The organism is Pseudomonas sp. LS.1a, from assembly GCF_022533585.1.
Classification (GTDB): domain Bacteria; phylum Pseudomonadota; class Gammaproteobacteria; order Pseudomonadales; family Pseudomonadaceae; genus Aquipseudomonas.
In genome coordinates this window covers 3,177,994-3,191,342 of record NZ_CP092827.1, presented here as the reverse complement: position 1 = coordinate 3,191,342, position 13,349 = coordinate 3,177,994, and the positions used below count along the sequence as shown (strand labels likewise).

Here is a 13,349-nt window from a genome sequence, read left to right as displayed (position 1 = left end):
CATGCGCCGCCTCGACCTGGAATTCCAGCCCCGGCGCAGCAGCCCGTTGGCCTGGTCGCTGCTTGCAGTGGGGAGCGCCATGGTCGCAGGCCTGGTGCTGCTGCAACAAAGTTTGCAGGCCGAGCAGGTCGAACGGGAGGCCAGCGTGCACAGCCTGGAGCAGCAACTGGGCCGTCGCCCGGCCACCGTCGCACCGCTGAGCAGCGCCGCCAGCCGCGAACAGGCCGAGCGCCTGGCGCAGATGCAAAGCGTCTCGCAGCAGCTGCAACGGCCCTGGCAGCAACTGTTCGCCATGCTCGAAGCGCAGCCGCAGGACGACGTGGCGCTGCTCAGCCTGGCCCCCGACGCGCGCAAAGGCCAGCTGCGCATCACCGCCGAGGCGCGCAACCTGGAAGCGATGCTGCAGTACCACCAGCGCCTGGAGGCCAGTGCCGAGCTCAGCGATGTGTCGCTGCTCAACCATGAGGTGCTGGCCGCACAGCCCGAGCACCCGGTGCGTTTCACCCTCACCGCCACCTGGGAGACCGGCCATGCGCGCCCGTGAATCGCTGAACAGCCTGATCCTCCAGGAGCGCCTGCGTCGCGTCGGCCCGGTTGGCCTGGCTGCGGTTGCGGTGGGCCTGCTGGCCGTGGGCGTGCTGTGCGTCGGGGTGTTGCCGCAATGGCAGAACCTGCGCGAACTGCGCGCCAGCGAAGCGGACGCCAGGGTGCAGGTCGAGCGGGTCAGGCGTGGCGAGTTGAAGATTGCCATCAAACCCGAGCAGCAGGCCCTCGACAGCCTGCGCCAGCAACTGCCGGGGCAGCCCCAGGCCAGCGCGCTGATCGAGCGCCTGTACCACCTGGCCAGCGCCGAGCACATCAGCCTCGCGCGTGGCGAATACGCCCTGGGCATCGACCCCAAGACGCAACTGGCGCGCTACCAGATCGTGCTGCCGGTACGCGGCAGCTACCCGCAGATTCGTGGCTTCCTCAAGGGGCTGCTCAAGCAGTTGCCGACCCTGGTACTGGAAGACCTGGAGCTGCAACGCAAACGCATTGGCGACAGCGAGCTCAACGCCCGCCTGCGCATGACCCTTTACCTGTCGAGGTCGTGATGAACACACAACGTGCTGTCATCTGGGTTGGCTTCCTCGGCGTGAGCGCGGCGCTGGCCTGGGCCCCGGGGCACTGGTTTGGCCGGGACGACGGCGTCACGGCCTTCGCGGGTAAACCCGCTCCCACAGAACCGGCGGTATCCACGGTCCCTGTGGGAGCGGGTTTACCCGCGAATAGACCGGAACAGGCCTCAAGAGATCTCTTCCCAACCCAGCAATGGACCAAACCCCAAGCCCTGGCCACCGTCACCGAACAACCCGTGGTCACCGCGCCCGCCGTAGCCGCAGCCCCGACCGCCCCGGACCTGCCATTCCAGTTCATCGGCCGCATCGGCGACCGCGACGACCTGCAGATCTTCCTGCAGAGCGGCGAAAAACTCTACGTCGTGCGCCAGGGCGACGTGATCGAAGACACCTACCGCCTCGATCGGGTATCGGCCAGCGAGCTGCACCTGGTCTACCTGCCTTTGCATCAGTCGCAGACTTTGTCTGTAGGGAGCGCACCATGAAGTCGTCAAAGCTGTGCAACCCGGCTCCGTTCCTGCTTGTGGCGCTGTGCGTGGCCATTGCCGGCTGCGGCTCCAGTGCGGTACGCGAGGACAGCGACCAACTGATGAAGGAGGGCCAGTACGAAGCCGGCATCGCCCGCCTGGAAGAAGCCCTGCGCGAGGACCCGCGTGACACCGAGCTGAACATCGCCCTGGCCCACAGCCGCCAGGCCGCGGTCGAGGCACTGCTGACCCAGGCCGATGCCGGCCGCATTCGTCACGACTTCGCTGGCGCCCGCATGGGCTATGGCCGGGTGCTGACCCTGGAGCCGAACAACCGTCGCGCCCAGGAAGGCATCCGCCAGCTGGAGCTGATCCGCACCCTCGACGAGCGCGTGGCGCTGGGCCAGGCGGCGCTGCGCCAGGGCGACCTGTTCGGTGCCGAGCGCTACATGCGCGAAGTGCTGCGCCTGGACCCGCAGAACCAGAAGGGCGTGGCCCTGCGCAGCGACATCGAGAATGTCCAGGCGCGCACCGCGCAACCCTTCCCGCAGCTGCGCAGCAAGCTGGAACGGCCGGTGACCCTGGAGTTTCGCGATGCCAACCTGAAGACCATTTTCGAGGTGCTGTCCCAGGTCGCCGGCATCAACTTCATCTTCGACAAGGACATGCGCCCGGACATGAAGGCCACCATCTTTGTGCGCGACTTGCGCATCGAGGACGCCGTGGCGCTGCTGCTGGAGCAGAACCAGCTGCGGCAGAAGATCGTCAATGAAAACACCCTGATGATCTACCCCGACTCGCCGCAGAAGACCAAGGACTATCAGGAACTGGTCATGCGCACTTTCTACCTGACCAGCATCGACTCCAACACCGCGCTGAACATGGTCAAGACCATGCTCAAGACCCGCGACGTGTTCGTCGACGAACGCCTCAACACCCTGACCATGCGCGACACCCCCGATGCCGTGCGCATGGCCGAGAAGCTGCTGCAATCGCAGGACCAGTCCAACCCCGAGGTGGTGCTGGAAGTGGAGGTGATGGAAGTGGCCACCTCGCGCATCCTCGACCTTGGCCTGCAATGGCCCAACACCTTCGGCGTGCTGAGCTCCGACGGCCAGCCGGTCAGCGTGCTCGACCAGCTCAAGGGCATCGACTCCAGCCGCATCAGCATCGCGCCGGCGCCGCAGGCCAAGATCAACGCCCAGGACAAGGACATCAACACCCTGGCCAGCCCGGTGATCCGCGTCAGCAACCGCGAGCAGGCGCGCATCCACATCGGCCAGCGGGTACCGATCATCAGTGCCACCTCGGTGCCGTCCACCCAGGGCCCGGTGATTACCGAGAGCGTGACCTACCTGGACGTGGGTCTGAAGCTTGAAGTGCAGCCTACCGTACACCTGAACAACGAAGTGGCGATCAAGGTAGCCCTGGAGGTGAGCAACGCCACCCCGCTGGAAGCCACGCGCCAAGGCACCATCCCGGTCCAGGTCGACACCCGCAACGCCCAGACCACCCTGCGCCTGCACGATGGCGAAACCCAGGTGCTGGCCGGCCTGGTGCGCAACGACCACAACGCCAGCGGCAACAAGATCCCGGGCCTTGGCGACATCCCCGGCCTGGGCCGGTTGTTCGGCAGCAACAAGGACGACATGAGCAAGTCGGAGCTGGTGCTGGCGATTACTCCGCGCATCGTGCGCAACCTGCCGTACCAGAGCCCGTCGGACATGGAGTTCGCCACCGGCACCGAGTCGGCCATGCAGGTGCGGCAAATGGCGCCGCTGCCGCCGGCAGATGTACCTGGCAATGCCCCGACCACCGATACCCCGGTGGCAGACAGCCAGATGGCGGTCGCCCCGGCCAAAGGGAGCCCACGGCCATGATCGCGCAGCGCCGCATGCAGGGGTTCAGCCTGATCGAGGTGGTGCTGACCCTGGCACTGCTCGGGCTGCTCGCCAGCATGGCTGCGCCGCTGACCGAAACCGTGGTGCGCCGCGGCAAGGAACAACAGTTGCGCGAGGCGCTGTACCAGATTCGCGACGCTATCGACGCTTACAAGCGAGCGTTCGATGCCGGTTACATCGAGAAGCGCCTGGACGCCAGTGGCTACCCGCCGAACCTGCAGGTGCTGGTCGACGGTGTGCGTGATGTGCGCAGTGCCAAGGGCGCCAAGTTCTACTTCCTGCGGCGCATCCCGCACGACCCGCTGGTGGCGGCCAAGGGTGAGGACGAAGGCGGTTGGGGGCTGCGCGCTTACGACAGCAGCCCGGACAACCCGCGTGAAGGCGAAGACGTGTTTGACGTGTATTCCAAGGCCCGCGGCAAAGGCCTCAACAACATCCCCTACGGGCAATGGTGACAGCCATGAAACGCCGCCAAGGCTTCACCCTGATCGAACTGCTGGTGGTGCTGGCGATCATCGCCACGCTGATGACCATCGCCATGCCGCGCTATTTCAACAGCCTGGAAAGCTCTCGCGAAGCCACCCTGCGCCAGAGCCTGGCGGTGCTGCGCGAGGCGCTGGACCACTACTACGGCGACACCGGCCACTACCCTGACTCGCTGGAACAGTTGGTGGAGCAGCGTTACCTGCGCAACACCCCGGTCGACCCGATCACCGAGCGCAGCGATGCCTGGCAGCTGGTACCACCGCCCGAAGGCGTGGCCGGTGGCGTAGCCGATATCAAGAGCGGTGCCACAGGGAGGGCGCGGGATGGCAGCCTGTACGCGGAATGGTAAGGCCAACGGTGGCTTCACCTATCTGGGCGTGCTGCTGCTGATTGCGGTCAGCAGTGTGGCCCTGGCCGCCACCGGCACGCTCTGGACCAGTGCTGCCCAGCGCGACCGCGAACGCCAGCTGTTGTGGGTGGGCAGCCAGTACGCCCAGGCCCTGCGCAGCTATTACCGCGCCTCGCCGGGGCTGGCCCAGTATCCGCAGGAGCTGGCCGACCTGCTGCAGGACAACCGCTTCCCGCAGGCCAGGCGGCACATTCGCCGGCTGTACCCCGACCCCATCACCAACAGTGACGAATGGGGCCTGCTGCGCTCGATCGACGGCCGCATTACTGGTGTGCACAGCCGCTCGGACGCCACCCCGTTCAAGCGCAGTGGCTTCAGCGCCGAATGGAGCGGTTTTGAAGGGCTGGAGCACTACAGCGACTGGCAGTTCGTCGCCGAGCAGGCTTTTACCGAAAGTGCCGGTGGCGTGCAGACCCATGCCGGCCCGGGAGACACGCCATGAGCCGCCTGGCCGTGCAGTGCCTGGGCCTGCTGCTGGTGGCCGTGCTGGCCACCTCGGCCAGGGGCGGGAACGAGGACGAGATGCAGGGCTTCATCGTCGACAACACCATCTCGCACATCGGCCACGACTTTTACTACTACTTTGCCGACCGCCTGCGCGCCACCAGCCGCCTGGACTTCAACCTGGTGGTGCGCGAACGCCCGGATGCCCGCTGGGGCAGCCTGGTCACCGTGGAATTCGAGCGCGAGGTGGTGTACCGGCGCTTTCTGCCACCGAACACCACCGAGCTCAAGGACGAGGCCGTTGCAGCAGCCGACCTGGTCAAGCAGCAAATCATTCAGCGCAAGTTGCAACGCCTGCTGCAGGACACCACCGATCTGGAGAGGGACGAGCTATGAAGCACCACATACCCCGTTGCATCGCCGCCTGCCTGTTGGCCAGCGCATGTGCCGCCCAGGCCACCGAGCTGGTGTACACCCCGATCAACCCGGCCTTTGGCGGCAACCCGCTCAATGGCACCTGGCTGCTGAACAACGCCCAGGCGCAGAACGACTACGACGACCCCGACCTCAAGGACCGTGCCTCGGCCTTTACCGGCACCACGGCCCTGGAGCGCTTCAGTAATCAACTGGAGTCGCGGATGTTGTCGCAGTTGCTGGACAACATCAGTAACGGCAACACCGGCAGCATGGCGACCGATGCGTTTCTCATCGACGTCATCGACGATTCCGGGGCCTTGAGTATCAAGGTCACCGATCGCGCCACAGGAGAAATTTCGATCATTGAGGTCAGTGGCCTGAACCCTTGAGGGGGAAAGGCTTTTTGTTGGGGAGAGAACACCATGAAACGTCTGCTGAGCACGCTGCTGATCCTCACCGCCCTGGGTTTGCACGGTTGTGGCCTGCGCGAACCGATGCCCGCCGAACAGGACTCGGAAACCCCGACCCTGACCCCACGGGCGTCGACCTACTACGACCTGATCAACATGCCACGGCCCAAGGGCCGGTTGATGGCGGTGGTGTATGGCTTCCGCGACCAGACCGGGCAGTACAAGCCGACCCCGGCCAGTTCGTTCTCCACCAGCGTCACCCAGGGCGCGGCAAGCATGCTGATGGACGCCCTGAACGCCAGTGGCTGGTTCGTGGTGCTGGAGCGTGAAGGCCTGCAGAACCTGCTGACCGAGCGCAAGATCATCCGTGCTTCGCAGAAAAAGCCCGACGTGCCGGAAAACATCATGGGCGAACTGCCACCGCTGCAGGCCGCCAACCTGATGCTGGAGGGCGGCATCATCGCCTACGACACCAACGTGCGCAGTGGCGGCGAGGGCGCTCGTTACCTGGGCATAGATATCTCCCGCGAGTACCGCGTCGACCAGGTGACCGTGAACCTGCGTGCGGTTGACGTGCGCACCGGGCAGGTACTGGCCAATGTGATGACCAGCAAGACCATCTACTCGGTCGGCCGCAATGCCGGGGTGTTCAAGTTCATCGAGTTCAAGAAGCTGCTGGAGGCCGAGGTGGGGTACACCACCAACGAACCGGCGCAGCTTTGCGTGCTGTCGGCGATTGAAGCGGCGGTGGGGCATTTGCTGGCGCAGGGGATCGAGCGGCGGCTGTGGCAGGTGGCGGGGGATGCGGGGGAGGGGCAGGCTACGGTGGACAAGTATCTTAGCCAGAATGAGCAGCCGTGATTGGCTTTGAGGGCCTCTTCGCGGGTGAACCCGCTCCCACAGGATCAGCGTCAACTCGAAGCCTGCGCCGTCCCTGTGGGAGCGGGCGCGCCCGCGAATGGGCCGGTGCAGGCGACACAACATGGTGATCACTGCTGATTCGCCGGCCGGTGATGAGTGAGAGGCGCCAACGGAAGTGTTACTGCACATTCCCTTCGCTTGAAACGCTTCCCCGACATCGGTAGTCTTTGCCCGCTGCTGTAAATCCAGCAGCCGGGTTTGGTAGCCCGCGATCAATCAAGGCGCACAAGCGCCCGCTATGCGATACAGTTGGCGCTTTTTTTGTGCCCGGCTGTTTCGTGTTATGGCGGCTGTGCGTAGGGCGCCTCCGTGCGCGCCGGTTTCCTTGATTCCCGGTCTACCAACCTGCGTACAGCCGTCACCATCTCGTTTGGTAGCGATTTGTGGCGGCTCCAGTGAATCAAGGAGCGACACAATGATAAAAGGCTTACCTGATCCTCCCGTACGCGCCACCACGGCATCCTCCAGTTTCTCCACCTGCGAATGCAGCCATCCGCCGTTGTTTGCCGTGCACTCGGGGGTGGACTACGAAGATGCGCTGGTGCACCTGTCCACGCTGCTCAAAGGGGCATTTGCGACCAATCTCAAGGCACTGGAGCTGGCCAAGGGGACCTGCCGTGATCTGTTGTTGAGCAATGACCATGGGCTGGATTCGGCCAAGGCGGTGGTGGAAGCGTTGCTGGATGGGGTAGAGAGGCAGCAGTTGGCCAAGCGGCAGCCGTGATTGACCTTGAGGGCCTCTTCGCGGGTAAACCCGCCTCCACAGGTACCGCGTCAATTCGCAGCTAGCGCAGTACCTGTGGGAGCGGGCGTGCCCGCAAAACAGGCGACGCGGTGGATGGCACCGGCTTTGCCGGTGTTCGCGGGCATGCCCGCTCCCACAAAGATGGCGCAAGCTTGCAGATCTTGAGCAGGACGGTGCTCCTGCGTGTCCCTTTACGTAAACGTCACCATATGCCACCTTCTACCGCAGCTTGATGACGGCCAGGGATTTCTCCCGCACACTGCGGAAAATTCCCAAGCCCGTTCCCCGCCACCTTGGCGGGGCACAGCCGGAGCAGAAAATGGCGCGACAACTAATAACAAACGCCCACGACCCGCTGCACGAATCCCGCCAGGCCCGTCTGAAACTGGCCAGCGAAGGCGAGCTGCCGCTGGGCATGCTGCGCGACGAGATCGACGCTTCCTGGCGCCGCAGCCTGGGCCATGGCCTGGATTGCCTGCAAGGTGAACAGGTCGGCCTGGGACTGGAGCAAGGTCACGACCTGCGCATGCTGCTGGAGCGCAACCGCCTGCTGGTCGACGCCGTTACCCCCGAACTGGACTACCTGGTCGCGCGCCAGGGCAAGGCCGGCATCGTCATCCTCGGCGATGCCCAGGCCAACGTGCTGGCCATCGAAGGCCAGACCCACGTGCTCAGCCGCGAGGGCCTGCGCGACCTGCACCCGGGCAGTTGCTGGAGCGAGTCATTGCGTGGCACCAACGCCATCGGCACTGCCGTGGTGGAAGGTCGGCCGACGCTGATCAATTGCGGCGAACACTACCTCGACCGCCTCAGCCCGTTCTCCTGCACCTCCGTGCCCCTGCGCGACCCGCGCGGCGAAGTGATCGGTGTGCTCGATATCACCCGCGAAGGGGTGATGGCGCAGCCACAGGACAGCCTGTCGACACTGATGCTGGCCGCCGGCAACATCGAAAGCCGTCTTTTTGGCCTGTGCCACCCGGAGCAATTGGTGCTGGCCTTCCACAGCCGCCCGCAATACCTCAACAGCGCCTGGCATGGCCTGCTGGCGCTGAGCCTGGACGGTGAAGTGCTGGCCGCCAACGACAGTGCCTGCCAGCTGTTGCAGGTGCCGCGCCATGAGCTGTTGGGCCGGCGCAGCAGCGACTTGCTGGGTGAACGATCACCGGCCTTCATCGCGCGTCTGTGGCAGGGTGGGGTGAGCAGCGTGCAAACGGCCAAGGGCGAGTTCTACTTCCGCGCCCTGCAGCTGCCGCGCCATGGCCGGGTCAACGGCAGCACGCCGGTGAGCAAGCCGGCGCTGGGCAAGCAGTCGCCGGCACTCGACGCCCTGGCCGGTGGTGACCCGCGCCTGGCGCGCAACCTGCGCATGGCCCGCCAGGGGCTGGGCAATGGCCTGCCGGTGCTGCTGCTGGGCGAGACCGGTACCGGCAAGGAGGTCGTCGCCCGAGCCCTGCACCAGGCCAGCCCGCGAGCCGACAAGCCGTTTGTGGCAGTCAACTGCGCGGCCATTCCCGAAGGGCTGATCGAGTCCGAGCTGTTCGGCTACCGTGAAGGTGCGTTCACCGGTTCGCGCCGGGGCGGCATGGTCGGGCGGCTGATGCAGGCGCATGGTGGCACGCTGTTCCTCGATGAGATCGGCGACATGCCGCTAGCGCTGCAGGCGCGCCTGTTGCGGGTACTGCAGGAGCGCCGTGTAGCGCCGCTGGGCGCCGGCGACGAGCAGGACATCGACGTGGCCTTGATCTGTGCCACGCACCGCGACCTCAAGCGCCTGGTGCAGGAACAGCACTTTCGCGAAGACCTGTACTACCGGGTCAACGGTGTGTCGCTGCGCTTGCCGGCGCTGCGCGAGCGCGATGACCTGGCGGCGATCATCCAGGGGCTGCTGGACAAGTCCGATGCCCGGGGCGTGACCCTGGACCCGGCCCTGACCGCGCTGCTCGAAGGCTTCGACTGGCCGGGCAACATCCGCCAGCTGGAAATGGTCGTGCGCACGGCGCTGGCCATGCGCGAGGACGGTGAGCAGGTGTTGACCCTCGACCACCTCACCGACTGCCTGTTGGACGAACTGGCCAGCGGCACGGCACCCTCCGGTAGCCTCAAGGACAACGAACTGGAGCTGATCCGTGGCGCCTTGGCGCGCCATCAGGGCAACGTGTCCGCGGCGGCCGAGGCGCTGGGTATCAGCCGGGCGACGCTGTACCGCAAGCTAAAGCAGTTGCGCGGCTGACATGGGCGGCCTGTTCGCCCGGCTGGTGGAATCCAGCGACCCTGTACTGATGCGCCAGGCGTTGGCCTGGCTGTATGGCTTCGTACGCCCCCATCGGCGCGCCATCGGCCTGTTGCTCGGTTTGTCGCTGGGCGCCTCGTTGCTGGCGCTGGCGCAACCCTGGCTGGTCAAGACGCTGATCGACGAGGGGCTGCTGGCCAAGGACTACCAGACCCTCTGGCACATGGCGGCAATCATGATCGCTGCGGGCCTGCTGGGTACCGTGCTGGCCGGGGTCAACCGCTACCTGCATACGCGCTTGTCGGGGCGAATCCTGTTTGCCCTGCGCGATGACCTGTACCGCCACCTGCAGCAGTTGTCGCCGACGTTCTACGGGCGGCGGCGCATCGGTGACATCCTTTCGCGGCTGGATGGCGATGTGGCGGAAATCCAGCGCTTTGCCGTGGATTCGCTGTTTTCGGCGGTGTCGGCGGTGATCGGCCTGGTGGGCGCGGTGGTGTTGATGCTGATGCTGTCGTGGCAACTGTCACTGCTGCTGGCGCTACTGGTGCCGATCGAAGTGCTGTGGTTGCGCTGGATGCGGCGCAAGGTGGAGCGCGAAGTACGCAGTCTGCGCGAACGCTCGGCGGATGTGTCGTCGTTCCTGGTCGAAACCCTGCCAGCGATGAAGTTCATCCAGGCCGCCGGCCAGCAAGGCCGTGAGGCGGGGCGCCTGGACCAGCTGGGCCAGGGCTACATGCGCCAGTTGCTCAAGGTGCAGGTGACCGAATTCTTCACCCAGGCCATTCCCGGCACGCTGACCTCATGGTGCCGCGCCTGCGCGTTTCTGGTCGGCGGCTGGTGGGTGATCCAGGGTACCTGGCAACTGGGGGCGCTGATCGCTTTTTCCACCTACATGGGCATGGCGGTAGGGCCAGTGCAGAGCCTGCTGGGCCTGTACGTGGCGGTGCAGCGCATGGCGGTAAGCCTGGGGCGGGTGATGGAACTGAAGCAGGAGGCCGTGGCTGTGCGCCCTGCAGTCAACCCGCAGCCCATGCCCGATGGCCCGGGCGAATTGCGTCTGGAGGGGGTGAGCTTTGCCCATGAAGGGCGCCAGGGCGCGGTGCTGAACAACGTGCAGGTGTGCGTGCCGGGTGGCCTCAAGGTAGCCATCAGCGGTGCCTCGGGGGTAGGCAAGTCGACCCTGATCGACCTGTTGCAGCGCTTCTACGACCCGGACGCCGGGCGCATCCTGCTGGATGGCACCGACCTGCGCGAGCTGGACCTGGCCGCGCTGCGTCGGCGCATCGCAGTGGTCAGCCAGGATATCGTGCTGTTCCGTGGCACCCTGGCGCAGAACCTGACCTACGGCGTGCCCGAGGCCAGCCGTGCGGAACTGCAGCGGGTGGTGCGCCTGGCGCGGCTGGACAGCCTGGTCGACAGCCTGCCGCTGGGCCTGGACGGCCTGCTGGGCGAGCGCGGCCAGCAGCTGTCCGGCGGGCAGAAACAACGCATTGCCATCGCCCGCGCAGTGCTGCAGGCGCCGGCGATCCTGGTGCTGGACGAGGCCACCTCGGCGGTGGACGAAGCCACCGAGCGCGAAGTGATTGCGGCCATCGACCAGCTATTCGCCGGCCGCACGCGCATCCTGATCAGCCACCGTGCTTCGACTCTGGCCGATGCCGACCTGCACCTGCAGCTGCACGATGGCCAGTTGCAGGTGCTGCCCAGGGAGGTGATCAAGCATGGGCACTGACTTGCGCGTTGGTGTCATCGACAGTGGCTGCTCGCCGGAGCAGGCCAGCGCCTTGCTGGGCGCGCGTCGCTTCTGGCTGGAGGACGGCCAGCTGCGCGAAGGTGAAATGCTGCCCGACCAGCTTGGGCACGGTAGCGCGGTGCTCGCCGGCTTGCAGCGGGAGGCCGGGCCGGTGCCCGTGCTGCTGGCCCAGGTGTTCAGCGCCCAGGCCAGCACCAGCGCCTTGCAGGTGGCGGCCGCGCTGCTGTGGCTGGTGGAGGCGGGGGCTACGCTGGTCAACCTCAGCCTTGGCCTGCAGCAGGACCGGCCTGTGTTGCACCAGGCCTGCGCCGAGGCTTTGGCCGCGGGTGTGCTGTTGTGCGCGTCCAGCCCGGCCCAGGGCGGGCCAGTGTATCCGGCCAACTACCCCGGGGTGATCCGGGTCACCGGCGATGCCCGGTGCGCGCCGGGCCAGTGGTCTTGGCTGGGTAGCCGACAGGCAGACTTTGGCGGTTATGTGGGGACGGGCGACAGGGCGGGCGCGAGCCTGGGGTGCGCGGCCTTGAGCGGCAGGATTGCGGCGTTGTTGCGTGAGGCGCCAGGCATGGACTGCCAGCAGGTGCATGACTGGTTGCGCCACCACGCGGCGTTTGCCGGCCCCGAGCGACGAGGTGCCGGCCATGGCTGAACCGCGCATTGTGGTGCTGGGGGCAGGCCCTGCGGGGGCGACCACGGCCATTGGCCTGCGGCGGCTGGGTTACGCGGTCACGGTGGTGTCCGAGTGGCGCCGGTTCGCGGCGGTCGAGGGGGTATCGCAACGGGTGCTTGAAGGCTTGCGTCATGCGGGGCTTGGAGGTGCCTTGAGCCAGGCGGCCATACCGGCCACTCGGCAGGTGCACTGGAACGGCCAGCAACTGCAACTGAACCAGGAGTTTCTGCTCGACCGGCAACGTTTTGATCGGGCGCTGCGCGACGACCTTCAGCGGGCGGGTGTGAGCGTGATCGAGGGGCGGGTACGCGAGGTCGCGCACGAGGGCGGTCATCTTGTTCGCCTGGACGATGGGCAGGTACTGCAGGCCGATTTCCTGGTCGAAGCCCGAGGCCGCCAGGCCCCGCTTGCCGCAGATCGCCTGCGCGGGCCGGAGACGGTCAGCTTGCTGAATGTCTGGCAGGCCAACCCTGGTGCGCCAGCGTCGGCGGTGGAGAGCCTGGAGGATGGTTGGGCGTGGATGGCGCGCCTGGAAGACGGCCGCTGCTACTGGCAAGTCACCCTGGACGCCGCCGGGCTGCCGGGCAAGGCCGGGTTGGCGGACTTCTGTGCGGCACGGCGTGCTCGCAGTGCACTGGTGGCCGAGCTGTTCGATGCCCAGGCGTTGGTACCGGCACAGGTGCATGCGCGCAGCAGCACCGCGATTCTGGCCGGTGAGTGCGTCGGGCAGGACTGGATACGCGTGGGCGATGCCGCGATGGCCGTTGACCCGCTGTCGGGCAACGGGATCTTCCAGTCGCTGTCTTCGGCGTTGCAGGCGCCGGTGGTGATCAATACCTTGCTGCGCAGGCCCGAGCGGGCAGGGGTGGCGCGGCAGTTTCACCAGCAGCGGATCGAGCAGCTGTTTTTGCGCTTTGCCCGGATCGGGCGCGATTTCTATGGACAGGAGCAGGGGCGGGTGGGGCAGCCGTTCTGGGCGCGGCGGCAGGGGTGGCCGGACATGCAGGCATTGCACGTGGCGGCGGACTGGCGCGCGGTGAGGGTCGAGCGGCGGCCGGTGTTGCGTGACGGGCTGGTGGATGCGGCCGAGGTGGTGGTGACGGCGGATCAGCCGTTGGGGGTTTGGCATTTGCAGGGGTGGAGCTGGCGCCGGTGGTGCTGGAGTTGCAGGCTGGTCGGCCTCTTGAGGCAGTGGTGTCTGGCCTGTCGGGGGAGCAGCAGAGAATGGTGCGGCGGTGGTTGTTGGAGCAGGGCCTGGCTTGAGATTGCCGGGGCCGCTTTGCGGCCCTTTCGCGACACAAGGCCGCTCCCACAGGTTAACGCAAACCTTGAGGGCAGCGCTGTACCTGTGGGAGCGGCCTTGTGTCGCGATGGGCTG

Annotated in this window: 14 protein-coding genes and 1 pseudogene; all 15 read left to right on the top strand. The window is 66.3% G+C overall.

The genetic code is table 11. The annotated features are described in order from the left end of the window. The first annotated feature begins 1 nt into the window (after position 1). The 15 genes and pseudogenes from MKK04_RS14670 to qhpG all read left to right on the top strand — a co-directional run bounded on the left by MKK04_RS14670 (position 2) and on the right by qhpG (position 13,234). Positions 2-544, top strand: a complete 543-nt coding sequence (locus tag MKK04_RS14670) for a PilN domain-containing protein (RefSeq protein ID WP_233687652.1) — start codon at positions 2-4, stop codon at positions 542-544. Next, on the top strand, positions 531-1,094 hold the full coding sequence (gene pilO / locus MKK04_RS14665) for a type 4a pilus biogenesis protein PilO (protein ID WP_207833356.1): 564 nt from the start codon (positions 531-533) through the stop codon (positions 1,092-1,094). The genes MKK04_RS14670 and pilO overlap by 14 nt, the downstream gene beginning before the upstream one ends. Then, positions 1,094-1,603, top strand: a complete 510-nt coding sequence (locus tag MKK04_RS14660) for a hypothetical protein (protein WP_063914369.1) — start codon at positions 1,094-1,096, stop codon at positions 1,601-1,603. Before pilO ends, MKK04_RS14660 begins: the two co-directional genes overlap by 1 nt. Next, a complete protein-coding gene (locus tag MKK04_RS14655; protein WP_241105608.1) occupies positions 1,600-3,465 on the top strand; it encodes a secretin N-terminal domain-containing protein in 1,866 nt (621 codons plus the stop codon). Before MKK04_RS14660 ends, MKK04_RS14655 begins: the two co-directional genes overlap by 4 nt. After that, positions 3,462-3,941, top strand: a complete 480-nt coding sequence (locus tag MKK04_RS14650; protein WP_015270589.1) for a type II secretion system protein — start codon at positions 3,462-3,464, stop codon at positions 3,939-3,941. Before MKK04_RS14655 ends, MKK04_RS14650 begins: the two co-directional genes overlap by 4 nt. Positions 3,942-3,946: 5 nt before the next feature. Further along, positions 3,947-4,321: a type II secretion system protein gene (locus tag MKK04_RS14645; RefSeq protein WP_063914263.1), complete on the top strand. Its 375-nt coding sequence runs from the start codon at positions 3,947-3,949 to the stop codon at positions 4,319-4,321. Further along, complete coding sequence (locus MKK04_RS14640; RefSeq protein WP_063914262.1) at positions 4,296-4,823, top strand: type II secretion system protein; 528 nt, start codon at positions 4,296-4,298, stop codon at positions 4,821-4,823. The genes MKK04_RS14645 and MKK04_RS14640 overlap by 26 nt, the downstream gene beginning before the upstream one ends. Next, positions 4,820-5,221 carry a curli production assembly/transport protein CsgE gene (csgE, locus tag MKK04_RS14635; RefSeq protein WP_207833361.1) on the top strand — a complete coding sequence of 134 codons (402 nt, stop codon included), beginning with the start codon at positions 4,820-4,822 and terminating at the stop codon, positions 5,219-5,221. The genes MKK04_RS14640 and csgE overlap by 4 nt, the downstream gene beginning before the upstream one ends. Then, the gene (locus tag MKK04_RS14630) at positions 5,218-5,631 is read left to right on the top strand and encodes a curli assembly protein CsgF (RefSeq protein WP_087501724.1); all 414 of its coding nucleotides are present in this window, start codon (positions 5,218-5,220) and stop codon (positions 5,629-5,631) included. The genes csgE and MKK04_RS14630 overlap by 4 nt, the downstream gene beginning before the upstream one ends. A gap of 33 nt (positions 5,632-5,664) precedes the next feature. After that, the gene (locus MKK04_RS14625; RefSeq protein WP_063914259.1) at positions 5,665-6,513 is read left to right on the top strand and encodes a CsgG/HfaB family protein; all 849 of its coding nucleotides are present in this window, start codon (positions 5,665-5,667) and stop codon (positions 6,511-6,513) included. Positions 6,514-7,072: 559 nt separating this feature from the next. After that, positions 7,073-7,297 (top strand): hypothetical protein, encoded by a 225-nt coding sequence (locus MKK04_RS14620; protein WP_336247165.1) that lies wholly within the window; start codon positions 7,073-7,075, stop codon positions 7,295-7,297. A 340-nt stretch (positions 7,298-7,637) separates the two neighbouring features. Further along, positions 7,638-9,548, top strand: coding sequence for a sigma-54-dependent Fis family transcriptional regulator (locus tag MKK04_RS14615; RefSeq protein ID WP_063914257.1), 1,911 nt, complete (start codon positions 7,638-7,640; stop codon positions 9,546-9,548). Between the two features lies 1 nt (position 9,549). Next, a complete protein-coding gene (locus tag MKK04_RS14610; protein WP_233687655.1) occupies positions 9,550-11,283 on the top strand; it encodes an ABC transporter ATP-binding protein in 1,734 nt (577 codons plus the stop codon). Continuing rightward, positions 11,273-11,950, top strand: coding sequence for a subtilisin-like serine protease QhpE (gene qhpE, locus MKK04_RS14605; RefSeq protein WP_207833375.1), 678 nt, complete (start codon positions 11,273-11,275; stop codon positions 11,948-11,950). Before MKK04_RS14610 ends, qhpE begins: the two co-directional genes overlap by 11 nt. Next, a pseudogene (gene qhpG, locus MKK04_RS14600) lies at positions 11,943-13,234 on the top strand (flavin-dependent monooxygenase QhpG). Before qhpE ends, qhpG begins: the two are co-directional and overlap by 8 nt. Positions 13,235-13,349: the final 115 nt, after the last annotated feature.